Origin of the sequence: Streptomyces sp. NPDC004065 (assembly GCF_044903565.1) — a bacterium.
Taxonomy (GTDB): Bacteria; Actinomycetota; Actinomycetes; order Streptomycetales; family Streptomycetaceae; genus Streptomyces.
Genome location: NZ_JBJDQT010000013.1, coordinates 143,223 through 166,040 on the forward strand (window position 1 = coordinate 143,223; position 22,818 = coordinate 166,040).

At 73.9% G+C, this 22,818-nt stretch carries 19 protein-coding genes and 1 pseudogene; 11 read left to right on the forward strand and 9 right to left on the reverse strand.

All coding sequences use genetic code 11. The features are described from left to right. Positions 1 to 158: 158 nt before the first annotated feature. Entirely contained in the window at positions 159 to 1,994 is a 1,836-nt protein-coding gene (locus tag ACI2LW_RS16560) for a SpoIIE family protein phosphatase (protein WP_404731941.1), read from the forward strand. Between the two features lie 314 nt (positions 1,995 to 2,308). Continuing rightward, on the forward strand, positions 2,309 to 2,830 hold the full coding sequence (locus ACI2LW_RS16565) for a MarR family winged helix-turn-helix transcriptional regulator (RefSeq protein WP_404731897.1): 522 nt from the start codon (positions 2,309 to 2,311) through the stop codon (positions 2,828 to 2,830). Between the two features lie 58 nt (positions 2,831 to 2,888). Here the strand turns inward: ACI2LW_RS16565 and ACI2LW_RS16570 are convergent, their stop codons facing one another. From ACI2LW_RS16570 to ACI2LW_RS16585, 4 genes are all read right to left on the reverse strand, one after another. Continuing rightward, complete coding sequence (locus ACI2LW_RS16570) at positions 2,889 to 3,635, reverse strand: DUF4142 domain-containing protein (RefSeq protein ID WP_404731898.1); 747 nt, start codon at positions 3,633 to 3,635, stop codon at positions 2,889 to 2,891. A 222-nt stretch (positions 3,636 to 3,857) separates the two neighbouring features. Next, positions 3,858 to 4,241, reverse strand: coding sequence for an SgcJ/EcaC family oxidoreductase (locus ACI2LW_RS16575; RefSeq protein ID WP_404731899.1), 384 nt, complete (start codon positions 4,239 to 4,241; stop codon positions 3,858 to 3,860). Between the two features lie 97 nt (positions 4,242 to 4,338). Then, entirely contained in the window at positions 4,339 to 5,046 is a 708-nt protein-coding gene (locus ACI2LW_RS16580; RefSeq protein WP_404731900.1) for an SDR family NAD(P)-dependent oxidoreductase, read from the reverse strand. A 285-nt stretch (positions 5,047 to 5,331) separates the two neighbouring features. Next, positions 5,332 to 6,246 carry a LysR family transcriptional regulator gene (locus tag ACI2LW_RS16585; protein ID WP_404731901.1) on the reverse strand — a complete coding sequence of 305 codons (915 nt, stop codon included), beginning with the start codon at positions 6,244 to 6,246 and terminating at the stop codon, positions 5,332 to 5,334. Positions 6,247 to 6,392: 146 nt separating this feature from the next. Between ACI2LW_RS16585 and ACI2LW_RS16590 the strand changes: the two genes are divergently transcribed. Further along, positions 6,393 to 6,695 (forward strand): muconolactone Delta-isomerase family protein, encoded by a 303-nt coding sequence (locus tag ACI2LW_RS16590; RefSeq protein ID WP_404731902.1) that lies wholly within the window; start codon positions 6,393 to 6,395, stop codon positions 6,693 to 6,695. Between the two features lie 15 nt (positions 6,696 to 6,710). On the opposite strand, the gene ACI2LW_RS16595 is transcribed toward ACI2LW_RS16590, so the two are convergent. Then, on the reverse strand, positions 6,711 to 7,496 hold the full coding sequence (locus ACI2LW_RS16595) for a TetR/AcrR family transcriptional regulator (protein WP_404731903.1): 786 nt from the start codon (positions 7,494 to 7,496) through the stop codon (positions 6,711 to 6,713). A gap of 119 nt (positions 7,497 to 7,615) precedes the next feature. Here ACI2LW_RS16595 and ACI2LW_RS16600 point away from each other — a divergent pair, with 119 nt between their 5' ends. The 8 genes and pseudogenes from ACI2LW_RS16600 to ACI2LW_RS16635 all read left to right on the forward strand — a co-directional run bounded on the left by ACI2LW_RS16600 (position 7,616) and on the right by ACI2LW_RS16635 (position 19,359). Beyond that, positions 7,616 to 8,452 carry an SDR family oxidoreductase gene (locus ACI2LW_RS16600; protein ID WP_404731904.1) on the forward strand — a complete coding sequence of 279 codons (837 nt, stop codon included), beginning with the start codon at positions 7,616 to 7,618 and terminating at the stop codon, positions 8,450 to 8,452. A gap of 176 nt (positions 8,453 to 8,628) precedes the next feature. Continuing rightward, positions 8,629 to 9,330, forward strand: a pseudogene (locus ACI2LW_RS16605) (ferritin-like domain-containing protein); the annotation flags it as partial. A 2,022-nt stretch (positions 9,331 to 11,352) separates the two neighbouring features. After that, positions 11,353 to 12,297, forward strand: a complete 945-nt coding sequence (gene sigJ / locus ACI2LW_RS16610) for an RNA polymerase sigma factor SigJ (protein WP_404731905.1) — start codon at positions 11,353 to 11,355, stop codon at positions 12,295 to 12,297. Between the two features lie 93 nt (positions 12,298 to 12,390). Further along, a complete protein-coding gene (locus tag ACI2LW_RS16615; protein WP_404731906.1) occupies positions 12,391 to 13,602 on the forward strand; it encodes an NAD(P)/FAD-dependent oxidoreductase in 1,212 nt (403 codons plus the stop codon). Positions 13,603 to 14,436: 834 nt separating this feature from the next. Beyond that, positions 14,437 to 15,876 (forward strand): phosphatase PAP2 family protein, encoded by a 1,440-nt coding sequence (locus ACI2LW_RS16620; protein WP_404731907.1) that lies wholly within the window; start codon positions 14,437 to 14,439, stop codon positions 15,874 to 15,876. 74 nt (positions 15,877 to 15,950) lie between these two features. Beyond that, positions 15,951 to 16,736 carry an RNA polymerase sigma factor gene (locus tag ACI2LW_RS16625; RefSeq protein WP_404731942.1) on the forward strand — a complete coding sequence of 262 codons (786 nt, stop codon included), beginning with the start codon at positions 15,951 to 15,953 and terminating at the stop codon, positions 16,734 to 16,736. Then, positions 16,733 to 17,839 (forward strand): CU044_5270 family protein, encoded by a 1,107-nt coding sequence (locus ACI2LW_RS16630; protein WP_404731908.1) that lies wholly within the window; start codon positions 16,733 to 16,735, stop codon positions 17,837 to 17,839. Before ACI2LW_RS16625 ends, ACI2LW_RS16630 begins: the two co-directional genes overlap by 4 nt. Positions 17,840 to 18,399: 560 nt before the next feature. After that, positions 18,400 to 19,359 (forward strand): hypothetical protein, encoded by a 960-nt coding sequence (locus ACI2LW_RS16635; RefSeq protein ID WP_404731909.1) that lies wholly within the window; start codon positions 18,400 to 18,402, stop codon positions 19,357 to 19,359. Between the two features lie 19 nt (positions 19,360 to 19,378). On the opposite strand, the gene ACI2LW_RS16640 is transcribed toward ACI2LW_RS16635, so the two are convergent. The 4 genes from ACI2LW_RS16640 to ACI2LW_RS16655 all read right to left on the reverse strand — a co-directional run bounded on the left by ACI2LW_RS16640 (position 19,379) and on the right by ACI2LW_RS16655 (position 22,636). After that, a complete protein-coding gene (locus ACI2LW_RS16640) occupies positions 19,379 to 19,795 on the reverse strand; it encodes a hypothetical protein (RefSeq protein WP_404731910.1) in 417 nt (138 codons plus the stop codon). A 79-nt stretch (positions 19,796 to 19,874) separates the two neighbouring features. Beyond that, positions 19,875 to 20,459 (reverse strand): DUF4232 domain-containing protein, encoded by a 585-nt coding sequence (locus tag ACI2LW_RS16645; protein ID WP_404731911.1) that lies wholly within the window; start codon positions 20,457 to 20,459, stop codon positions 19,875 to 19,877. 332 nt (positions 20,460 to 20,791) lie between these two features. Then, complete coding sequence (locus ACI2LW_RS16650) at positions 20,792 to 21,631, reverse strand: hypothetical protein (protein ID WP_404731912.1); 840 nt, start codon at positions 21,629 to 21,631, stop codon at positions 20,792 to 20,794. Positions 21,632 to 22,036: 405 nt separating this feature from the next. Next, entirely contained in the window at positions 22,037 to 22,636 is a 600-nt protein-coding gene (locus tag ACI2LW_RS16655) for a DUF6058 family natural product biosynthesis protein (RefSeq protein WP_404731913.1), read from the reverse strand. Positions 22,637 to 22,818 lie beyond the last annotated feature (182 nt).

Here is a 22,818-nt window from a genome sequence, read left to right on the forward strand (position 1 = left end):
ACCCGTACGCGCACCCGCACGGACCCCAGGAACGGGTGGGTGGGCGGCCCCCGAGAGCGGTGAGGCTCGTGGCATCACGGCGGACGGGCGTCCGTGACGACGCGCCGGCCGGGCCGGTCGACGCGCCGGACGGCCCGGTCGACGCGGCCGGATGCCTGGTGCAGCCGGACTTCGCCCACGCCGTCCTGCGCGACCTCGGCGCCGGTGTCTTCACGGTCGACGCGGCCGGACGCATCACCTGCGCCAACCCCTGGGCCGAGCGGCTGCTGGGACTGCCCGCGGACCGGATGATCGGCCGCGACGCGCACGACCTGCTCCACCGCCGCCCCGACGGCACCACCGTGCCGCGCGAGCAGTGCCCGATGCTGGCTCCCCTCGGCGGCCGGTCCCCGGAGGAGGGCAGCGACGAGTACTTCCTGCGGGCGGACGGCACGGTCGTGCCGATCATCTGGTCGTCCACGCCGCTGCGGCTGGAGGGCCGGCAGGCCGGAATGGCCGTGGTCTTCCACGACTACAGCCTGCACCGCAGGGCCGAGGAGCAGGCGGCGGAGCACACCGCCGCACTCGAGGCCCTCATCTCCCGGCTCAACCTGGTCGCGGAGGTCTCCTCCGTGCTGATCTCCACCGTGGAGATCTCCGGCAGCATCCGCCGTCTGCTGCGGCTGCTGGTGCCGGAACTGGGCGACTGGGCCGCGCTGGACCTGTGCGGCGACCCGCACACGCTGCGCCGGGCCGCCGTCCGCAGCCGCCGCCATTCGCGCCGGACGAGGAGGCTGGAAGGGCCGCTGCCGGAGCGGGCCGGTACGGCGGCGATCCGGCAGCTGAGGCGGGAAGGGCCCGTCCTGCTGACCGCCGCCGACCTGGCCGGCCTGGCCGGTGACCCCGGCGCGCCGCTCGCCGGGACCCACCGTGTGCTCTTCGAGCGGCTCGGCGGGCGCTCGGCCGTCATCGTGCCCCTGCACTCCCGGCAGCGGCCGTACGGCATCCTGACGGTCGCCCGCGCCGAGGACCCCGCGGACTACTCGGAGGCCGAGGTGCGGCTGCTGGCCGACATCGGCCGGCGCATCGGGCTCGTTCTGGAGAACGTCCGGCTCTACCACGAGCAGCGGAACGTCGCCGAGACCATGCAGCGCCGGCTGCTCACCCCGCTGCCGCAGGTCGACCACCTGCGGATGGCCGCCCGGTACCTGCCCGCGCAGCGCGCCATGGAGATCGGCGGGGACTGGTACGACGGCTTCCTGCTCGGCGACGGGGTGTTGGCCCTGGTCATCGGGGACGTGGTCGGCCACGATCTGCAGGCCGCCGCGCACATGGCCGAGGTCCGCAACATGCTCCGCGCCCTGGCCTGGGACCACGGGGAGCCGCCCAGCCGGATCATGCGCCGGCTGGACGAGGCGGTCACCAACACCAGCGACGCCCCGATGGCCACCCTCGTCTTCGCGCGGGTCGAGGGCCCCGAGGGCGGCCCCTGGCGGCTGCGCTGGGTCAACGCCGGCCACCCGCCGCCGCTGCTGGTCACCCACGAGGGCGAGACGAGCTTCCTGGAGGGCGGCCACGGCCCGCTGATCGGCATGAGCGCCACCCTGCACCTCGGCCTGGACTGGCCCGACGCGCACATGGACCTGCCGCCGGAATGCACCGTGCTCTTCTACACCGACGGCCTGGTGGAGAGCCGTGACCGGCCGATCGACCTCGGCATGGCCAAGCTGCGCCACCACGCCTCCGTCCTGGCCCGCCGGCCCGCCGGGGAGACCGTGGACGACTTCTGCGACGAGCTGCTGGAGCGCCTCGCGCCGAGAGGCGACGACGTGGCCCTGCTCGCCCTGCGCCTGCCGGCGGCCGGTGTCGGCGCGCCCGGTGACCGCCGGCCACCCCCGCCCCCGCAGTCCCCGCACAGCCCCGCCGCACCGGAGCGCGCCGCACCCGGCTCCGTGCAGCAGGACGCTCCGGTCGAGGACCCCACCCGCCGCCCCGGACACGACCGGGAGGAATGAACGCCCGCGGGGTGCGTCCGTGGGGTGCGCCCGCGGGGTGCGCCCGCGAGGTGCGCCCGCGGGGTGGCCGCGCCGCGTCCCGCCGCGCCCCGGGCCGGGTCATGGGAAAGGAAAATCTGTTCCCATCGGGTGGAAGGGCGGCGACCCGGGCGCGGTAGAAAGGACCCATGCCCGACCGCTACTTCCCCATGAGGACCACGGGAACCAGGCGAACCACCGCACCCGCGGGGTCCGCGGTTCCCGCAGGTGGCAGGGGACCCGCGGGGGCGATCGGCGACGCGGCCGGTGTATCCGGCGCATCCGGCGCATCCGATGTGTCCGACGCGGACGACGTGGACGCGGTCACCCGGGCGGTGCTCACGGCGTCGCGCCTGCTGGTGGCGGTCTCGGCCCGCTCCCTGGCCGAGGTCGAGGAGCGGGTGACGCTCCCTCAGTTCCGCATGCTCGTCGTGCTGTTCACCCGGGGCGCCACCAAGCTGGTCGTCCTCGCCGAACTGCTCGGCGTGGCGCCGTCCACCGCCATGCGCATGGTGGACCGGCTGATCGCCGCCGGGCTCGCCGACCGCCGTCCCAAGCCCGGGAACCGCCGGGAGAACCTGCTGCAGCTCACCGAGGAGGGGCGGCGCACCGTCGAGCACGTCATGGCCCGCCGGCGGGCGGAGATCGCCGCGGTCGTGGAACGGCTGGCCCCCGCACAGCGGACGGCGCTGATCGAGGCCCTGGCCGTCTTCAACGAGGCGGGCGAGGAGTTCCCGGCCCCCGGGGAGGGCCACCTCCACCAGGAACTGCACCCCCTCGGCTGGACCCCGGAGGCGGCGCTGCCGGACGGAGCGTGACTCGTACCGCGCACGCCGGGGCGCGGACCTGGCCGTCGAACGCCGGCGGCCCCCCGATTCAGTTGGCGGCCGCGGACGGACTGGGTGCGGGCGAGCGGGTGTTGACGTTCAGGTCGGGCCGGGCGGTCAGGGCGACCATCGGGGCTCCCGGCTGCGGCGGGGGCGGGGTGACCTGGTCCTGGGGCAGCTTCGGCGGGGTGGTCTGCTGGAAGTTGACCTGACCGAAGTTGATCACCCCGGTCTTCTCCAGCACGGTGATGTGGTCCAGCACCGTGTCGTTGGCCAGATCGGCCAGCTCGCGCACCAGCGTGTTCTCCGTGGTGGCGCGGATCTTGGCGATGGCCGGGAAGATCTGCCCGTGGGTGATCCGCATGATGTTGGCGGCGGTGGTGTCGAACTGCCTGCCGGACGCCGCCGCCGAGGTCGCCACGAACTGCTGCTGCTGCGGGGACGCCTGGTTGGGCAGGGTGATGCCCAGCTCGGGTGCGATCTTCCGGCACAGCTCGTCCAGTCCGGCGTGCCCGACGATCAGGTGCTTGCCCGCCTCCCTCATCTCCGGGGTCGAGCCCTTCTTGAGCGCGATCTCCCCCAGCGGGTACTCCCACAGCCCGGCCGAGCGCACCTTGACGACGAAGTCCCGGTCGGCCTCGGTGAGGGGGCCGTAGCGGGTGTTGGCGATGACGCGGCTGGGCGAGCCGGACGTGTTCTGCACACCGAGCATCGCGGGATAGACCAGCGCGGTGACGGTCAGTCCCAGCGCACCGATCACGGCGGCCGTTCCAGCCTTGCTGCGGGAGATGGGCATGGTGCCTCCAGACACGAGCGGCGGGTACGCCTGGAGGTACGGACGCCCACCGGGAACGGATCATTGCCCGGAGTAAAATTTGCACGCTGCCATGCGCTGCGAGCCGCACCCCTTCCCCGGCTCCCCGTGTGCCGCTCCCCGCTCGCCATGCGCTGCTCGCCGTGGGCGGGCGGGACCGGCCCGCTCGGGACCGGCCCCGCGCCCGTCGCGGCCGGCCCCGCGCTACACCGGGCTGGAGACCTGGTAGTGGTTGATCCGCCAGCGGTCCCCCGTACGACGCAGGACCACACCGAGGCTGACGTGCAGCGTGGGCCGGTCGGTGAACGAGAAGTCGACGGCCAGATAGCCGAGTACGACGTCGTCGGACAGGCGTCTGCTCTCCAGCACCCGGTAGTCGGCCCTCAGGCCGAGCGGCTGGGACGCGTAGTAGTCCGCCACGCCCCGCCGTCCGACGCTGTAGGGCCGCAGCCCCTGGAAGACCGCGTCCTCGGTGAACACGGACGCGGCCCGCTCCGGCTCATGTCCGTCGACCGCTTCCTTCCAGAGGTCCAGGACGTCGCGCAGGACCGTTTCGGTGTCGGCCGTGCCGTCGTGCGTACCGTGCATCACGGTTCTCCTTCAGTGATCCGTGCGGGTGATCCGTTCCGGGCGTGCGGGCGTCCGTGCCGGGCATCCGTTCCGGGCGTCCGTGCCGGGCATCCGGTCAGTGGCCCGCGCTCATGCCGCCGTCGACGTGCAGGATCTCCCCGGTGACGAACGGGGCGTTCTCCAGGAAGATCACCGCGTCCACGACGTCGTCCGTCCCGCCCAGCCGGCCGACGGGGTGCAGTGCGGCGAGGAACTCGTGGGTCTCCTCCGGGTGCATGGGCGTCTTGATGGTTCCGGGCGACACGGCGTTGACGCGGATGCCGCGGCTGGCGTACTCGATGGCGAGGGACTTGGTGGCCGACTGCAGGCCGCCCTTGGTCAGCGAGGCCAGTACGGAGGGGACCCGGGCGTCGGCGCTGTCGACCAGGCTGGTGGTGATGCCGACGACATGGCCGCCGCCCTGCTCGAGCATCCGCTCGACGGCCAGCTGGGTGATGCGGAAGAAGCCGGCGGTGTTCACCCCGGTCACGGCGTCGAAGTCCTCCTGGGTGTACTCGGTGAACGGCTTGGCGACGAACAGCCCGGCGTTGTTGACCAGGGTGTCCACGCGGCCGAAGCGCTGCACGGCGGCCGCGATCACCCGTTCGGCGGTCGCGGGATCGGCGATGTCGCCCTGGACGGTCAGTACGCCCGGGTCGCCGGCGGGGGCGATGGTGCGCGAGGTGGCGACGACCGCGTAACCGAGCTTGCGGTAGCCGTCCACGAGAGCGGCGCCGATGCCCTGCGAGGCGCCGGTGATGACTGCGACCTTCTGGTTGCTCATGATGACCCTTTTCCGGGGGTGGTTGAGGAGGAGGGTGTCGAGCGGGACGGGTTCCTGAGATCCCGGTCCCGTGGGAGCCCGTGAGATCCGGAGAGAGATCTACTAGCCGACCGGTCGACTATTTGACCGTAGGTGGCCGGCCGGAAGGAGTCAAAGGCCGGGGCGGCCTGGGTGGGACGGGCTTGCTCGCACCTGGGAGGTACGGACTCCCACCGCAGGTCAGTGGGGTTCCCGGCCCCGCCGCAGGGCAGCGGGGCCGGGTCCCCGGGGTGTGGGCGGCCGCTTTCAGCGGCGGTAGGGGTCACCGTCCGGCAGCCAGGCGTCCGGACCGTGCAGTCCGAGGTCGCCGACGTCGTCGCACAGCGCGTCGACCACGGCGAGCACCGCCTTCCGGTCCTCGTCCTCGCGCCACACCAGGGACCACGTCCAGTGGATCTCGGGTGCCACGACGGGCCGCCGGACGAGGCCGGGCGGCAGCGGGGCGGACTGGTCCTTGGGCGAGTTGACCACCGGCCGGCCCAGGCGGCGGACGTGGCCGTGGAACGCCGCGCCGGTGATGCCGCCGGCCGCGACGCGCACCGCGCGGGCCCCGGTGTCCTGGGACAGGTGCTCCGCGTAGGCGTTCCAGGACGACCAGGAGGTGGTGTCGTCGTCCAGGAGGACGACGGTCTCGCGCGCGGCCACCGCGCTCGTGTCCTTGCCCGCGGCGACGGCGTACAGCCGGTCGGCGCCGAGCAGCCGGGCCCGCAGGCCGAGCCGCCGCAGGTCCTCGGTGCGCACCCAGCACACGGCCAGGTCCAGGCCGCCGTCGGCGACCCGGGCGGCCTGGCTGTGCGAGGGGGCGACCCAGGTGTCGACGTGGACCTGCGCGACGGCGGAGGTGCGGGCCGTCAGGTCCGGGGGGAGCCAGTTGACGTAGCCGAGCCGGACCGGTTCCGGGTCCGACAGGCCGCGCGCCCGCCGCCGCAGGTCGTCGGCGTGCTCCAGCAGCGACCGGGTGTGCGGGAGGAGGGCCTCCCCGGCCGGGGTCAGCGACACCGAACGGCGGTCGCGGTCGAACAGCCGTACGCCGAGGTCGCGCTCGAGTGCCTTGATCTGCTGGGACAGCGACGGTCCGGCGATCAGAAGCCGCTCGGCGGCCCGGCCGAAGTTCAGTTCCTCGGCCACCGCGACGAAGTACCGGAGTTGGCGGAGCTCCACGCGGTCATGCTACGGCGCTGGGAGGACGAACCTCCCAGGCCGGAGGAGGCGGGTAGTGGCCGCCGACGGGCGCCGGACGGACGATGGGGCGGGTAGGCGCGCTCCGGTCCCGCCGGGCGCGGGCGCCGTAGGAGAGGAGTACGGCCATGCGGGAGTTCCTGGTCGAGATCACCACCACCGTCCCCGAGGGCACGAGCCAGGAGGAGGTCGACCGGCGCCGGGCCGCGGAGGCGGTCCGCGCGAGGGACCTGGCCGCCGAAGGCCGTCTGGCGCGGCTGTGGCGGCCCGTGGGGGAGCTGCGCAGCATCGGGATCTGGCGGGCCGCGGACGAGGACGAGCTGCACGAGAAGGTGCTCGGCACGCTGCCGCTGCATCCCTGGATGACCTTCGCGGTCACCCCGCTGGAGTCCCATCCCAACGACCCCGGCCGCGACCGGGCCACCTCCTGAGTCCCTGGCGTCTCCTCAGGGGCGGTCGCCGTCGCCCTCCTCCCGGGCCGTCCCGGCGGTGCCGTCCCCGGAGGCGATACGGTCCAGCCACTCGCCGAGCAGGGAGCGCTCCGCCGGGCTCAGCGACCGTATCCCGTCGCTCATCAGGGACTTCAGGGCCACGGCGTGCACGGCCGCGGGGCCGTTCGCCGCACGGTGCGGGAGGGCGGCGGCCTCGTCGGCCGGGACGAGCACGGAGCCCAGTACGGCCTCCCGCACGTTCTCGGACAGACCCGCGTACTGAGCGAGCCTGCCGTCGGCCTGGGCGGCGATGAGGGTGAGCGTCACCCCCATGCCCGAGGAGTGGACCATCGCCGCGGCGTCCTCGACGCCGGTCCGCAGCCGGCCCGCCCGGGCCACCCGCTCGACGATGCCCAGCAGCACCCGGTGGGCGTCACCGGTGACCGCGAACTGCTGCTGCCCGGGCCGCGGTTCGGTGTAGAGCAGTCGGTAGAGCGCGGGGTTGGCCAGGCCGAAGGCGACGTGCTGGTCCCAGCCGGCACGCAGCTGCGCCACGGGGTCGCCGTCGTCGCCCTGGGACTGCTTGGCGGCCAGATAGGACGCGTACCCCCGCCGGGCCACCTCGTCGAGCAGCCCCTGCATGTCGCCGAAGTGACGGTAGATCGTCTGCGCCTGCACCCCGGCGGCGGCGCTGACCGCACGCGTGGACACCGCCTCCCGGCCGCCCTCGGCCAGCAGAGCCGTCGCGGCCTGCAGTATCCGCTCGCGGGGCTGCGCCGTCTTCGTCTCGACCGTTGCCATGGAATCAATGATAACAGTTGCGCCGCATCGGTGATGTGTTAGCGTTGATGCGTCAGAACGGTTATCGCCGATGTGACCACAGGTGTGGCTCCCGGCGGCTACGTGAGGATCACACCACCATGACCGACACACCCACCCCCGCCCCGGCCACCACCACGCCCACCGCGCCCACCGCGCCCACTACTCCCATCGCTGCTCCCGCCACCGCCCCGGCCGCCCCCACGCCCGCCGCGCCCCGGGTCGCCCTCGTCACCGGCGGGTCCGGAGGCATCGGGCGCGCCGTGGTCCGGCGCCTGGCCGAGGACGGCATCGCGGTCGGCGTGCACTACGCCGGCAACAAGGCCCGCGCCGACGAGACGGTCGCCGCGGTCACCGCCGCCGGCGGCCGGGCGATCGCGGTGGGCGGCGACGTCGCCGACGAGCACGCCATGACGGCGGCGTTCGACGCCGTGGAGCGGGAGTTCGGCGGCCTCGACGTGGTCGCCAACACGGCGGGCATCATGCTGCTGTCCCCGATCGCCACGCTGGACCTCGAGGCCCTGGACCGGATGCACCGCACCAACATCCGCGGCACGTTCGTGGTCTCCCAGCAGGCGGCCCGGCGGGTGCGCGCCGGCGGCGCGATCATCAACTTCTCCACCTCCGTCACCCGTCTGCGGTTCCCGTCCTACGGCGCCTACGCGGCGAGCAAGGGAGCAGTCGAGGCCATGACCCTGATCCTCGCCCGGGAGATGCGCGGCAGGGACATCACCGTCAACGCGGTGGCACCCGGCCCCACCGCCACACCCCTGTTCCTGGACGGCAAGGACGAGGCCGCGATCGGCCGGCTGTCCCAGGCGGCCCCGCTGGAGCGTCTGGGCACGCCGGAGGACATAGCCGAGGCGGTCGCCTTCCTCGCCGGCCCCGCCCGCTGGATCAACGGCCAGATCCTGTACGCCAACGGCGGCCTGGCCTGACCCCGCCCGCTCGTCGACCGGCGCACGGCCCGCGAACTCCCGCACCCCACCCCCGCGCGGACGCTGCGGCCCCCCGCGGACGCTTCAGCACTCCCTCGCGGAACTCCTGCAACCCTTCGTGGCGCCCCTTCGTCGTCCTCCTGGGACGCGATGGCCGGGTCCCGGGGAGGAGACCGGTGCCAGAGGGCGCATTCGCGGAGTGGACGCGGCGGTTCGAGGACGAGCGAGAGCGCCGGCGCGCCCAGGGCGACCCGGACTGGACGCGGGGGGCGACACTGCACCCGGCGGTGTGGGCCGGCATCCAGCGCTTCCAGGTCGGCGAGGACGGCGACGGCTCGAGCCTCGTCGGCAAGGCGGACCGGGCGGGTGACGCCGACTACGCGCGGGCGGCCCGCCTGTTCGTCGCCGAGGAGCAGAACCACGCCCGTCTGCTCGCCCGGCTCCTGGCCGCCGGCGGCAGACCGACACTGACCGGCCACTGGAGCGACACGGTCTTCGTACGGCTGCGACGCCTCCTGGGCCTGCGCACGGAACTGCTGGTCCTGATGATCGCCGAAGTGGTCGCGCTGCGGTACTACCGCGCCCTGCGCGACGGCGCCCAGGACCCGCTCACCTCGGACGTGGCGGGACGGATTCTGTCCGACGAGGAGCGCCACGTCCCGTTCCACTGCGCACGACTGCACACCGCGCTAGCCGGGCTGCCCCGCCCGCTGCGCCGCCCGGTCATGCTCCTGTGGCGGCTGCTCCTGCTCGCCGTCTGCCTGGCCGTGGCCGCCGACCACGGACCGGCCCTGCGCCGTCTGGGCGTGGGCCGCCCGCGGTTCGTGGCCGACGTCATGACCTCGTCCGCCGCGGTGACCTCCGCGGTACTGGAGCCCGACATGCCCGTACGCACGACCACCGCTGATGTGGTGACCATCCGCACCGAACACACCCGCGCCCTGTGGCTTCTCGTCGCGCTGGGGGCAGCCGGCGCGGCCCTGGCCGTGCTGCGCCTCCTGCGCGGCGGCGGCCTGCTGGACGTGTGGCTCCTCGCGGGGCTGCTGCTCGCCTCCCTCGGCCTGACAGCGCTGTACTGGGTGACCGCCACGGTGTGCGGTGACGCGCACGGTCTGCGCCGGCGGACGCTGCTGCGCCGCCGCGGCGTGGCCTGGAGCGACATCGCCGATCTGCGCGTACAGCGCCACCACGGCCATCGCGGCACCACCCTGCGCGTCGCCGTGGTGCTGCGCGACGGACGCGTGCGGCTGCTCCCCCTGCCGTACGCGAGCACGCACGACGAGGAGGACTTCGACAGACGGACGGCCGCCCTCCGCGCGCTGCTCCACCAGTACGGAAAGCCCGCCTCCGACCACCTCGCCGTGGTCTCCCACCGCACCGCCGGGTACGGCGGCCCGGCCCGCCCGCTGGCCCTCGCCGCGCTGCTCCTGGCGTGCGCGGCGGCGGCCGCGTGGTTCGTACCGGGTGTGGCCGCGGACGAGCGGGCATGGCGGTCGGCCGCCCCGTGCCCCGCCGGGACCTCCGCCGCACAGCCGCGGGACGCCGACCGGGAGCCGCCCGCACGGGACTGTCTGAGCACCGCACCGGCCGTGATCGAGCGGATCGACGTCAACGGGCCCAAGCAGCGCAGCGTCTTGCACTTCGCCGGGCACCCGCCGCTGGAGACGGCCGGGGTCCCACGGGACGCGGCCCTCGAGTACCGCCCCGGCGACGAGGTCCGACTGACCGTCTGGCGTGGCCGGGTGATGCGGATCGCCGGCGAGCACCACGTGTGGCAGGAGCACGTCTCCACCGCGCGGGCGCAGGCCGCCGTCGCGGCCGGCCTCGTCCTGGCGGCGGGCTGGCCCGGTGCCGTCGCGCTGCTGCGCCTGCGCGCCCGCCGGCTCCCCGCCGACGAAGTGCTCCCCTCCGCCCTGCCGTTCGCGGGCGTGCTCGCCGGTACGGCGCTGTGGCTGCTGCCGCTGTGCTACCTCCACCCCACGTCCCCGCTGGGCTCTCCCACCACGATCAGCTGGGCGGCCGCCGGTTCGCTGGCCACACTCGCCCTGCTCGCCGGGGCCTGGCACGCCACGCGGGTCCGCGCCCCCCGCGGGCCGGCCACGCCGCGAGACCCGGGATCCGACCGCCCCGAGAACGCCGAAAACGCCGAGGGCCCCGAGGGCCCCGAGGGCCCCGAGGGACCCGCCACCGGGCAGCCGGAGACGGAGGCTGAGGCGTTCCTGCCGGCCCGCTTCCTGGAGCACACCGACTACAACCCCCATGGCTTCGGCACCCACATCGTCCTCGGTGGCGGTGAGCCCGCGGTGACCCCGCATGCGGGGCCGGGCAGGTTCGCGGCCAGGCGCATCCCCGCGCAGCGGCTCAGCCTCGAGCGGATACGGCGGCCCCGGGGCGACGACGGCGACACCGTCCCCCGGGGCTGGCACGTGGCCGAACTCGACGACGCCGGCACCCCGGTCCGCCTCGCCGCGGCCCCCTCGGACCTGACCCGCATCCTGCGCGCCCTGGGCTGCGCGGACCCCGGGGCCCCGGCCGCGGGACGGACCACGACCCGGGACGGTGAGCGGCACCCGCGGAACCCGTAGACCCCGACCGGCGCGCCCGTGGGCCCGCGCCCGGCGCGAAGCCCGGACGGCCCTCCGAGGTCCCGGACGGCCCTTCGAGGTCGGACGGCCCTCCGAGGTCCGCGCCGTCCCCGAAGATCCCGGACAGCCCTCCGAGGTCCCGGACGGCCCTTCGAGGTCGGACGGCCCTCCGAGGTCCCGCACGGTCCCCGAAGATCCCGGACGGCCTCCGAGATCCCGGATGGCCCTTCGAGGTCGGACGGCCCTCCGAGGTCCCGCACGGCCCTCCGAGGCCCCGCCCCGCCGTCCGCCGCCGGGCGGGCTAGGATCCCGGCCATGGGCCTCACCATGAAGGACGTGGACCGGTTCGAGGCGGCCAGGCCCCGGCTGGAGGCCATCGCCTATCGCCTGCTCGGTTCCGCGAGCGAGGCCGAGGACGCCGTGCAGGAGACCTTCCTGCGCTGGCAGGCCGCCGACGCCGACCGGATCGAGGTCCCCGAGGCGTGGCTGACCAAGGTCCTCACCAACCTGTGCCTCAATCAGCTCACCTCCGCCCGGGCGCGGCGCGAGACGTATGTCGGGCAGTGGCTCCCCGAGCCACTGCTGGCCGGCGACCCGATGCTCGGCCCGGCCGACACCGCCGAACAGCGCGAGTCGGTCTCGTACGCGGTCCTCGCCCTGCTGGAGCGGCTGTCGCCCAACGAGCGCGTGGTGTACGTGCTGCGGGAGGCCTTCGACTACCCGCACCGGGAGATCGCCGGCCTCCTCGACATCACCGAGTCCGCCAGCCAGCAGATCTTCCACCGCGCCAGGAAGCACGTCGCGGAGGGCAGGGTCCGCGCCGAGGTCGACGAGGCCGCCGCCCGGCGGGTCGTGGAGGAGTTCCTCGCGGCCGCCACCAGCGGCAGGACCGAGCCGCTCGTCCGGCTGCTCACCCAGGACGCCGTCGCGATCGGCGACGGCGGCGGAAAGGTCCCGGCCCGGGCCAAGGCGTTCGAGGGCGCCCTCGCGGTCGCGACGTTCCTGCGGGGCCTGTTCAAGCCGGGCAAGGCCAAGCGCGACCTGGTCGGCGGCTCGCCCGGGATCTACGCCGCGACCGCCAACGGCGGCCCCGCGCTCGTGGCGGTCCTGGACGGCCGGGTCATCGGCGTCATGTGCCTGGAGGTCACCGACGAGGGCATCGCCGCGTTCCGCAACCAGGTCAACCCCGACAAGCTCGAACGCGCGACCAGGCGGTGGGCGGCCACCGACCACGGCGAACCCCTGTTCCTCGCCTTCTGACCCCCATGTGAGGTGCTTCACACCGTCTTCCTGTCAGGAATCGGCGGCCTGCCCGGTTCAAGGGGCGAACCCGCCGAAGACAGGAGCAGGGACATGCAGCACCGCATCGTCGTCCTCGGAGCCGGATACACCGGAGCCATCGCCGCCGGACGCCTCGCCAGGCGGCTGCACCGCGAGGACGTCGCCATCACCCTCGTCAGCGCCGAGCCGGACTTCGTCGAGCGGGTCCGGATGCACCAGCTCGCCACCGGCGGCGACCTCCGGCCGCGCCCGCTGAAGGAGATGCTCGCGGGTACCGGCGTCGCCTTCCGGCACGCGAAGGTCACCGCCGTCGACGCCGACCACAGGACCGTCACCGTCACCGGCCCGGACGGCACCGGTGAGCGGAAGACGGAGGAACTGCCGTACGACACCCTCGTGTACGCCCTCGGCAGCACCTGGACCGACGGGGACGTCCCGGGCGCCACCGAGCACGCCTACGAGATCGCCGGCCGGAACGGAGCGCTCCGGCTGCGTGAGCGCCTGGCCCGCCTGGACGCCGGACAGCCGGTGGTCGTGGTCGGCGGCGGACTCACCGGCCTGGAGGCAGCGACCGAGATCGCCGAGGCGCGCCCGGACCTCGACGTCGCCCTCGCCGCCGCGGGCGGCCTCGGCGACTGGCTCTCCCCGAAGGGGCGCCGCCACCTGCGCAAGGTCCTCGGCCGGCTCGGCGTCACCGTGCACGAACACACGACCGTCACCGGTGTCGGGGCCGACCGCGTCACCACCGCCGACGGCACGGCCCTCCCGGCCGCGGTCACCGTGTGGACCACCGGATTCGCCGTCCACCCGATCGCCGCGGCCACCACCCTGGAGGTCACCGGCACGGGCCGCATCGTGGTCGACGGCACCATGCGCTCGGTCTCGCACCCCGACGTGTACGCCATCGGCGACGCGGCCCTGGCCACCGGCCCCGGCGGCAAACCGCTGCGGATGTCCTGCGCCTCGGGCGTTCCCATGGCGTGGCAGGCCGCCGACGCCATCGCGGCCCGCCTGACCGGCGGCAAGCTGCCCACCGGCCGGCCGCGCTACTTCAACCAGTGCATCTCGCTCGGCCGCTCGGAGGGCCTGATCCAGTACGTCACCGCCGACGACCGCGCCGTTCGGGCGGCCCTGACCGGACGGCTCGCCGCCCTCTACAAGGAACTGGTCTGCAAGGGAGCGGCCTGGGGCGTCGCCCACCCCACACTCGGCATGCCGGTCCGCCGCCGCCGTACCGTCCGGGTACCGGCCACCGCGGACCCGGCGGTCGCCACGGCCGCCTGACGCCCGCGGAGCAGCCGTCCGCCACGGGCGCCCGGCCCCTGCGGGTCGGGCGCTTCGCGCGTGAGCGGCGCGGGTCCGCCCCCGGTCCGCCCCGGCCCGCGACCGGGCCGGGGGCGCGTCAAAGGCGCAGGTCCCGGACCTGTTCCCCGGCCGGGGAAGCGGGAAGCGGGCGACGGCCCCGTGCCCACGACGTCCCAAGCGAGGGCGTTTGTGCGCCTACATGGCTATTGACCTGCACGGATCGCCTGTGCTTCCCTCGGCGTCGGGGTCTGGGACACCGCTGCTGACTGTGGCTGTCCGCGCCGAAGACGCACACCAGGGGCAGGGATGGCATGCAGGGGCGGGCCGAGGGGGACGAGCTGTCCCACGCTGCGGGAGCCGCGTCGGAACCGGGAGCCGCGTCGGAACCGGGAGCCGCGTCGGAACCGGGAGCCGCGCCGGAACCAGGAGCGAAACATCCGCCCCGCACCCCACCGCGCCCTGCGCCACCCCGCCCTGCGCCACCCCGCCGGGCCGCCGTCCGCTTCCGCGTCCGCCGGACGCTCCCCGGCCAGACCGGCCAGACCGGCCAGACCGGCCCGACCGGCCCGGCCCTCATGCCGGCGCCCCGGCCGGACCCGGGCGCCGCGGGCCGTGGCCGTACCGCGGCCGGACCGCCGTGGCCGCGCCGCCACCGGACCGCCGTGGCCGTACCGCGGCCGGACCGCCGTGGCCGCGCCGCGACCGGACCCGGGCAACCCGGGCCGCGGCCTTTCCGTCTTGCTTCCATGAGCGACTCCCCGTGACGGGACGGCGATTGCGGCCGGAAGGCGACGAGCGACCCATCACCCTGGCATGACCGACATCCGACGAAGCAGCCGAGAAGTGAGACACATACCCTCGCGGGACCTCCCGCGCACAGACCGGAGAACCGCGTTCTCCGTGGGGCCCCGGGCGCGGGCGGGACTCTGGGCCGCGGCGGGCGTGGTGGCCCTCGGGCTCCTCGTCGCGCTGGAGTTCGCCGCGCGCCGCTACGGCGAGCGGGGCCCCCTCACCAACCAGGCGCGAGAGGTGATCGCCGCCCCCAAGTCGGGCGGCCTGCTGTACGGCGCGATGGCGTTGATGATGCTGGTGCTCACCTGGCGGCAGCGGCTCATCGCGTTCGGCGCGGCGGTCGGCATCGACATCGCCTTCGCGCTCGTCCGCTGGGCGGTGGACGCCGATACGGGCGGCGGCCAGCTCTTCGGCAACGGCGCGCTGTGGGTGATCCTGGGCTGCGCGGTCATCGCCCTGACCCGCCGTACCGGCGCCGAACGCGTCCTGCTGCTGAAGGGCGTCGCGCTGGGCCTGCTGCTGGTGACCGGCCGCAAGACCGGCGACACATGGCTGTTCATCACCGCCAAGACCCGCCCCACGGTGCTCGACCAGTACGTGGCGACGGCCGATCACGCGCTGGGCGACCCGTCCTGGCTGGCCGGCCGGCTCGTCACCGCCAGCGGCCTCATCGGCTTCAACATCCTCGACATCGTCTACGGACAGCTCGCGGTGGCCGCGGTCACCGTCGCGCTGTACCAACTGCGCGGCGTCGCGGCCGAGCGCCGCTTCCCGCGCCACCACCTGGTGCGCACCTTCCTGGTGATCGGCCTCCTCGGGCCGGCCGTCTACATGATCTTCCCCGTGGTCGGGCCGGTCTTCGCCTACGGCACCGGCACCGAGCACTGGGCGTCGGTCAGCCTGTGGTCGGCGGACACACCGTTCGACACGCACTGGACGGTGGCGAACCTGTGGCCGGGGACCCAGCCGCCGGTCACCGCCCCGCAGTCCATGCCGTTCGACGGGATCACCCCGCGCAACTGCATGCCCAGCCTGCACACGGCCTGGGCGACCGCCATCTTCATCCACTCCCGCAAGGGCCCGCGCTTCCTGCGGTACGCGGGCACGTTCTGGCTTCTCGCCACGCTCACCGCGACGCTCGGCTTCGGCTACCACTACGGCGCGGACCTCATCGCCGGCGTGGTGTTCGTCCTCACCATCGAGGCGGCCCTGCGGGCGTACGACCGCGGCTGGGAGCGCTCGGGAGTCGTGCTCGTCGCGCACGGCACGGCCGTCTTCGTCGCGCTGCTGCTGTCGTACCGCTTCCTGCCGCTGCGCATGGCCGAGTACCCGTGGCTGTTCGGGCCGCTGCTCCTGCTGGCGATGATCTCGGTGATCCACGGCTACGTACGGACCACCGCCGCGTGGGAACCGAGGGTCATGACGGTCCCTCAGCCGGAACCGCAGCCGGAACCGATCTGATCGGCGGTGTGGCGCACGCCACGGGAACCCCGCAGGAACCGCCCCGCCCGCGCGGAGCGTACACAGCGTGAGGCATACAGAACCAGCAGAGCCACTGCGCGCGCATACGGGCAGGGGACCGTGCCGCCTTCGCCGACCTGTACGACCGGTACGCGCGGGCGGTCTACCACCACGCCCTGCGGCTGACCGGCAACTGGTCGGAGGCCGAGGAGGCGATGTCCGAGACCTTCCTCGCCGCCTGGCGCACCCGGGAGACGGTGGATCCGGAAGGCGGTTCCCTCAAGCCCTGGCTGCTCGGCATCGCAACGCACAAGGCGCACAACGCCAACCGCGGGCTGCGCCGCCGGATCTCCTTCCTGGCCCGTTACCCGCCCCCGCCCCCGGTCGAGGACTTCGCCGAAGAGGCGGCGGGCCGGATCGACGACGCCCGCCGCCTCGCGCTGGTACACGACGCGCTGAGCCGGCTGCGGCGCAAGGACCGTGAGGTGCTCGCCCTGTGCGTGGCGGCCGGTCTGGACTACCGGCAGGCCGCCGAGGCGCTGGGCGTGCCGGTCGGCACGGTGCGCTCACGGCTGTCGCGCGCCCGTGCGCGACTGGCCCGGCTCAGCGTCACCCCGTCCGGTGGGGAAGCCGCCCTGTCCGCACGGCAATCCGCCCCGTCCGCGCGGGAAGCCGCCCTGTCCGCACGGCAATCCGCCCCGTCCGCGCGGGAAGCCGCCCTGTCCGCGCGGCAATCCGCCCTGTCCGCGCGGCAATCCGCCCCGTCCGGCCGGGAAAGGACGGAACCCCAGAGCCGCCGCGGAGAGGTGGAGGGTGAGGCCGCGTTCGCGGCCCTGTTTCTGCAGGAGGAAACCCGATGAACGCCGACAGGCTGCCCGACGCCGACGAGCTGCCCGACGCCGGGACGCCCCGGAGCCGGGCCGAGGAGTTGCTGGCCGCTCCCTTCGCATGGGACCTCTCGCCGAGCCGTCGTCTCCACCATAAGGAAGTCCTGATGCAGCGGATCGACCGCGACACCGCCCCCGCCCCCTCCACCCCGGCGCCGGCCACGGCGGCGCCGCACCGCCGCCGGCTGCCCCGCCCGGCGCTGCTGCTGCCCGCCGCGTCGGCGGTGCTGGCCGGGGCGCTCGCCCTCACCCTCACCGGAGGCGGCCACGGCTCCGCCCCGGCGACCGGGGCGGCCACCACGACCGCCCCGGCGAACGGTGCGACCGTCACCCTGGACCGGATCGCCGCCGCGGCCATGGAAACCGACGCGACACCGGTGAAGGACAGCCAGTTCGTGTACGTGAGGAGCCTGGTCCGCGACAACACGGGCACGTTCGACGGCCCGGTGCGGCTCGGAGCCGCGCACCAGCGGGAGGTCTGGAGCTCGCAGAACCCCCGCCCCGTCGCCAGGACCGGATGGATCCGCGAGACGGGGAAGGACGCCGTGATGCCCGGCCAGGTGATCCCCGTCGAGTCGGCCGGCCCGGTACCGGTGGGCGTGGACCGCCCCACGTACAAGTGGCTGGCCGCGCTGCCCACCGATCCGGACGACCTGCTCCGGCTGCTCCAGGCCCGGACCAGGGTGACGGAGGGCGAGTCCAGGGACCAGGCGGTGTTCGAGGCGGTCGGCGAGCTGCTGCGTTCGACGATCATGCCGCCCGCCAACGCCTCCGCCCTCTACAAGGCGGTCGAACGGATCCCCGGCGTGACGGTGATCCCCGACGCCGTGGACGCCGCCGGCCGCCACGGCATCGGCATCACCCGGGTGGACCCCTCCTCCGCCACCCGCAGTGAGTGGATCTTCGACAGGCACACCCTCGCCTACCTCGGCTCGCGCTCGTACCTGAAGGACCGGGCCAGGGGCGTCACGACCGACACCCTGTTCGGCGTGGACGCCGTCCTGCAGCGCGCGGTCACCGACCGGCACGGCGAGGCACCCGCGAAGCCCAAGGCACACGGGCATCCCGCCGGCTGACCCGCCGCCGGCCGTCCCCGGCCCCCCGCCCCCGCCGTCCACGGCCCACCGGCCGGGGGCGACGGGACGGCGGAGCGGCCGGGTGGAACCATCCCGGCCGCAGGAGCGTGCAGGTACGGGGAGCGCCGGGCCTGGTGCCCAGGGCACTGTGCGGAGCCTCCCCCGAGGAACGCGTGGAACTGCACCGTCAGTGGATCCTGGCCCACGCGGCACGCAGACGTCCGCGCCCCTCGCTCCCTTCGCGCCCGGCGCGTCCATCGGCTCCCCGGCGGCCGCCGACACCCCACGACAGCACGGTCACGGCGGCAACGGCCGCAGCCGCGCGCCACAACAGCCCGGAGCCCAGGACCCCGGAGCCGACCTCCCGGCCCGCTCCGTGCCCTGGGCCGACCCTGCCGACGCCTGCTCCGCGCCCCGAGGCGACCCCGCCAACGCCCGCTCCACGCCCGGAGGCGACATCCCTCGCCGACTCGGCCCCGGACGCGACCTCCCCGCCGGCCCCGCGGCCGCGCGCCGGGCGCCCGCACGCCGGGCGCCCACGGCGACGTTCCATGCGCTCGATGGCACTGGCGGCCGCCTCGCTCGCCGTGGCGCTCGCCGGCCTCAGCGCATCCGCCGCCGGCCGCCCTCCCGGCGGCGACGAGGCGTCGGCCACCGCGCGCGCCACCCCGGGCCCCTCCGCGCCGGCCGCGCACCGCGACGGCGGCCCGCCCTCCGCTGCGAACCCCCCTTCCGCCTCCCCTTCCAACCCCCCTCCCGGCGACCGCGAGAGCCCGGCCGACGCCCGCGCCACCCCGTTCCCCTCGTCCCCGGCCGCACACAGCGGCGACCGCCCGCCCAGGGACCGGACGAGCGCCGGCACGGTCTCCTCACCGACCCCGCTCACCTGGACGGCCGACTCCCACATCTGGCGCCTCGACTGCGACCACGACTACGTCATCGCCGAGCCACCGCGGCAGGTCCCGCCGCCGGCCCCGCAGGACGCCGCGGTGTGGGCCGCGTCCCAGCACGCGGTGCACGGCCGCACCACCAACCTGCGGATCTCGGTGCAGGGACGGGGCGACGCCGCCGTCGTCCTGGAGGCACTGCACGTGCGCGTGGTCAATCGCATTGCCCCCGCCGCGGGCCGGGGCAGCGCCTACTCCATGTACGAGGGCTGCGGCGCCGTCCTCGTCCCCCGCCACTTCTCCGTGGACCTCGACGCACGCCGTCCCCTGGCCCGTTCGAAGCCCGGCAACGACCCGGACGGACCGGCCCCCGCCATCGACTTCCCCTACCGGGTGTCCCTGCGGGACCCGGAGGTCCTGCTGGTCTCCGCACGGACCGAGACCTGCACCTGCGACTGGTACCTGGAACTCGACTGGTCCTCGGGGGGCCGCACCGGCACGGTGCGCATCGACGACCACGGCCGCCCGTTCCGCACCACCAGCATCGAGGGGCTGCCGCGCTACTGGTACCGCCACCCCTCCGGCTGGATCCCCATGACCACCACGTACGACGGGACGGAGACCGACGACTGACGACTGACGACCGACGGACTCAGCACTTGGAACTGCTGGAGATCCTGATGCCGTTGACGGTGACGGCGTTGGCGAACACCGTCTGGGAGTTGGGCCCGAGGCAGACCGAGCCGCCGCCCTGCAGCCGCAGGTACACCACGTCGTCGTTCCGGGTGTTGAGGACTCCGTAGTGCGGCCGGGGCGTGACCGGCTGATAGCCGCTGGTGACGTCCCGGTACATCGAGATCGGCCGGCCCGCGAGCAGGGCGTCGTTGTCCACGTAGAAGCAGACGTAGGGGTACGGGCAGCCCTGGGTGGAACCTTCCGCGTGGGCCGCGGACGCGCCGCTCAGGGACATGGCCGCGACGGCGGCGCCCACCCCCGCGAAACTCGCGGCCTTCCGCACAACGGACGTGACGGATACGACAGATGCGACGGCGACGGACTTGATGGACATCACTGAACCTCCCGAACTCGAGAACTCGGCAACTCGACAACTGCTGGGCCGAACGGGACCCGACCCCGGCCGGGGTCCGTCACTTCGACATGATGAAGTCGAGGGCGAAGCCGGGAGCGGTCGTCCAGTAGGTGACACGCTGGCCGTCGTCCGCGTACAGCGTGGCGACGGGCATGGGGACGTCGATCGGCTTGCCCGCGGTGCTGCCGGGCGTACGGCCCTGGAGGCCGAGGGTGATGCTCCTCGCCTCGTACTCGTCCCTGGCGCCGCCGCTGACGAGCAGAGCGGCGTAGGCCTCCTGCCCCGGAGCGAGGGTGACGGGCACCCCCGGGTCCGGGTCGCTCTCCTCGATCACGGGCACCGTGGTCCGGGCATCGGCCCCGAGCCGCACGAGAGGGTGGCGGTAGAGATTGCACGGCCTGTCGCCGGCGTTCTGCACGACGAGGAGCAGGTGCCGGGCGTCCCTGCCGTCCGCGGGCTCCTTCACGGCGGACACCCCGAGGACCTTCTGGGAGCAGGCGGCGACGGCGCCCTTCCCGCCGACCGCCTTCGACCCGCCGGCGGAGGCCTGTGCCTGCACACCGGACCCGAGGGCCAGGGCGAGACCCGCGGCCACGGCCGCGACCGCAGCGGCACGGCGGCCGGCGAGGGACTTCATGTTCATCTGCGTGTTCCTTCTCTGATCGGTACGAGGTCGCACCCGCCCGCGCCCGGCCACCGCGACTGAACCGGGATGCCGTGGCGCCGCCGGACGGACGGCCGCCCCGGCCGGTGCGACGGCCACAGCGTCGGACGCCCCACCCGGCTGGGACAACAACCCCCGCCCACCCTGCGACGCTGGAACGATCCCACCCCCGCCCACCTGCGAAAACACGCAACGCTGGGACGCCCGCCCGGGACACCCCGGCAGCCCGGCAGCCCGGCACGTGCGGACCGATGGCGCCGACCACCGTGCGCCGCCGACCACGCCCTCGGCGACCGCACCGTCCGCACCGTCTAACGGGGAGCCCGGCCCAGCCCGCCCGTGCCCCGGGGGTACGGAAGCCCCCTCGGGGGTGTGCCCGGGGCTCGATTCCTGCGGGAGCGGGAGCCCATCCTGCCGCTGTCCAAGCGGACGGCACTGAGTTTCGACAGCGGAGTGATCCCCACCCCGCTCAGGAGTCTGTAATCCTCCTCAGTTCCGTTGCGAGCAGCCCAGAAGGACCCCAGATTCCTGAGCGTCGCACTGCTCTCTTCGTCCAGGAGAACCCAGTCCCGCCCATACCGAAACGGCGGAACGAACTCACGGAGATAGGTCCACAGGGAGTCGAGGAAGTTGCTCACCGTCTGAGTGCTGAAGACCGTGCACTGGAACAGATCTCCTGGGGTCTCCGTGATGGCACTCACATCGACGGTCAGCGTGCGCTCCGCCAGAACCCTGCTGGCGTTGTCCAGTGTCTGTTCCAGGACGCTGGAAGAGTCCGAGGTGCTGTCCAGAGCGGGCGGAAGGACGGTGCGCAGCATGTCGGTGACGACCGCTTGGATGGTGTCGGGGTCCGGGGCCGGGGCCGACCGGCGGCGCATGCTGTCCACGTAGGTGCCGATCGACACATGCTCCGGGAAGTCACCTGGCGCATAGAGCACCTCGGGCCGTTGCCACAGGATGATGAAGAACGCGGTGGACACCAATACGGGGAACACGACGGCGAACACCGCCAGCAGGCCTTGGACCCAGCCGCTCGACTGGGCAGCCGCGATGCCGACGGTCGTCTCGGAGAGCCCCAGGAACAGTGCGATGATCCACAGGGGGTTGAGAACTCGTGGCGCACGGCCAGGTGGCGGAGCTTCGCTTGCCATGGCACCAGAGTGGCACTGAGCGGGTGCTGCCGGGAGCGAAACGGACTCAACCGGTTGCGCGCCTGCGCTTCCTGGCTCGCGGACGCGGGCGAGTGATCAGGCCGGGCGGGCTGATCCCCTGGGGAACCGGTGCGGATGTTCTTCTGGCACGTCACCGACGGTGCGGTGAACGCATGGCCGATCCTCACCAAGGGGAAGGACTCCGAGTACTGGTACCGCTACGACGACCACCACGGAGTTCCTGTACCGGATCCTCACCGACCCCGATTTCCGGCCCTTCACCGTGGCCGACGCCGCACCCGAGCGGTTCTTCGAGCCCGCCTGACAGCCAGTGACGGAGAGGAGGAAGCGCTGCGGCCACCGGCCACAGCACCCCGGACTCCAGAACGCCACCATGGATCCGGGTCAGGGGCGCGGGAAGCGGGCACGCATGGCGTCGATGCAGGTGTCCCGCGATGTGGGCCCGCCGAACCGAAGACGGTCATAGGCCGTGAACGCCGGTTCCAGCGAATCGAGTTCGTCGACGAGCGTGTGCAGCCGCTCGGACCAGCGTGCCGAACCGGCATCCGGCTCGTTCGCTGCGGCGCTGATCGCGGCCGTCAGGTGATCCTTGCGCTGAATGGTGGCCGGGGTCACCGAGTGCAGGCACACGTACTGCCCGCTGAGATACGCGTCCCACTCCGCCTTCCCGGCGACCGGGTCGGCCCAGTGAGCGGTGAACCACGCTTCGAGCAGCTCCACGCCGCCGGCTTGGCCGGCGAGAGCGAACAGGTCGGCCGGCACCATCTCGGCGCCGTCGGAGCGCAGATACCCCGGAAGCGGCAGACACCGCCCCAGCATCAGCCGACGCACCGCATCGGCATCGCGGCCCTGGACCGCGCACAGTTCCTCCAGGGCAACGAACTGCGCGCTGACATACACGTCATCCGCATCCGTCATCGGATGGACGCCATTGACCTCGCGGAACCGCTCGGCAACCCGCTGCCTCAGGTCTGCCTCCGACATGCCATCGCCTCCGGCGCTCACAGCGCGGGCACCTCCCGCACAGCCCCGGCACGCTACCGACCGAACACTTCGGCCCCCACCGAACCATCGAGGGACCCCGACAGCCCGAGCGCACCTTCGCCGGACAGGAGACGCAGAAACGCGAAGCCGCCGGGCCGCGCCCGGCAGCCTGCCTCCCCGCC

Bases quoted from the DNA above. Each gene is read 5' to 3' on its own strand.
- ACI2LW_RS16570 (WP_404731898.1), bottom strand. From the start codon at position 3,635: ATGCCCATCTCCCGCAGCAAGGCTGGAACGGCCGCCGTGATCGGTGCG.
- ACI2LW_RS16575 (WP_404731899.1), bottom strand. From the start codon at position 4,241: ATGCACGGTACGCACGACGGCACGGCCGACACCGAAACGGTCCTGCGC.
- ACI2LW_RS16580 (WP_404731900.1), bottom strand. From the start codon at position 5,046: ATGAGCAACCAGAAGGTCGCAGTCATCACCGGCGCCTCGCAGGGCATC.
- ACI2LW_RS16590 (WP_404731902.1), top strand. From the start codon at position 6,393: ATGCGGGAGTTCCTGGTCGAGATCACCACCACCGTCCCCGAGGGCACG.
- ACI2LW_RS16595 (WP_404731903.1), bottom strand. From the start codon at position 7,496: ATGGCAACGGTCGAGACGAAGACGGCGCAGCCCCGCGAGCGGATACTG.
- ACI2LW_RS16600 (WP_404731904.1), top strand. From the start codon at position 7,616: ATGACCGACACACCCACCCCCGCCCCGGCCACCACCACGCCCACCGCG.
- sigJ (WP_404731905.1), top strand. From the start codon at position 11,353: ATGGGCCTCACCATGAAGGACGTGGACCGGTTCGAGGCGGCCAGGCCC.
- ACI2LW_RS16615 (WP_404731906.1), top strand. From the start codon at position 12,391: ATGCAGCACCGCATCGTCGTCCTCGGAGCCGGATACACCGGAGCCATC.
- ACI2LW_RS16620 (WP_404731907.1), top strand. From the start codon at position 14,437: ATGACCGACATCCGACGAAGCAGCCGAGAAGTGAGACACATACCCTCG.
- ACI2LW_RS16630 (WP_404731908.1), top strand. From the start codon at position 16,733: ATGAACGCCGACAGGCTGCCCGACGCCGACGAGCTGCCCGACGCCGGG.
- ACI2LW_RS16635 (WP_404731909.1), top strand. From the start codon at position 18,400: ATGGCACTGGCGGCCGCCTCGCTCGCCGTGGCGCTCGCCGGCCTCAGC.
- ACI2LW_RS16640 (WP_404731910.1), bottom strand. From the start codon at position 19,795: ATGTCCATCAAGTCCGTCGCCGTCGCATCTGTCGTATCCGTCACGTCC.
- ACI2LW_RS16645 (WP_404731911.1), bottom strand. From the start codon at position 20,459: ATGAACATGAAGTCCCTCGCCGGCCGCCGTGCCGCTGCGGTCGCGGCC.
- ACI2LW_RS16650 (WP_404731912.1), bottom strand. From the start codon at position 21,631: ATGGCAAGCGAAGCTCCGCCACCTGGCCGTGCGCCACGAGTTCTCAAC.
- ACI2LW_RS16655 (WP_404731913.1), bottom strand. From the start codon at position 22,636: ATGTCGGAGGCAGACCTGAGGCAGCGGGTTGCCGAGCGGTTCCGCGAG.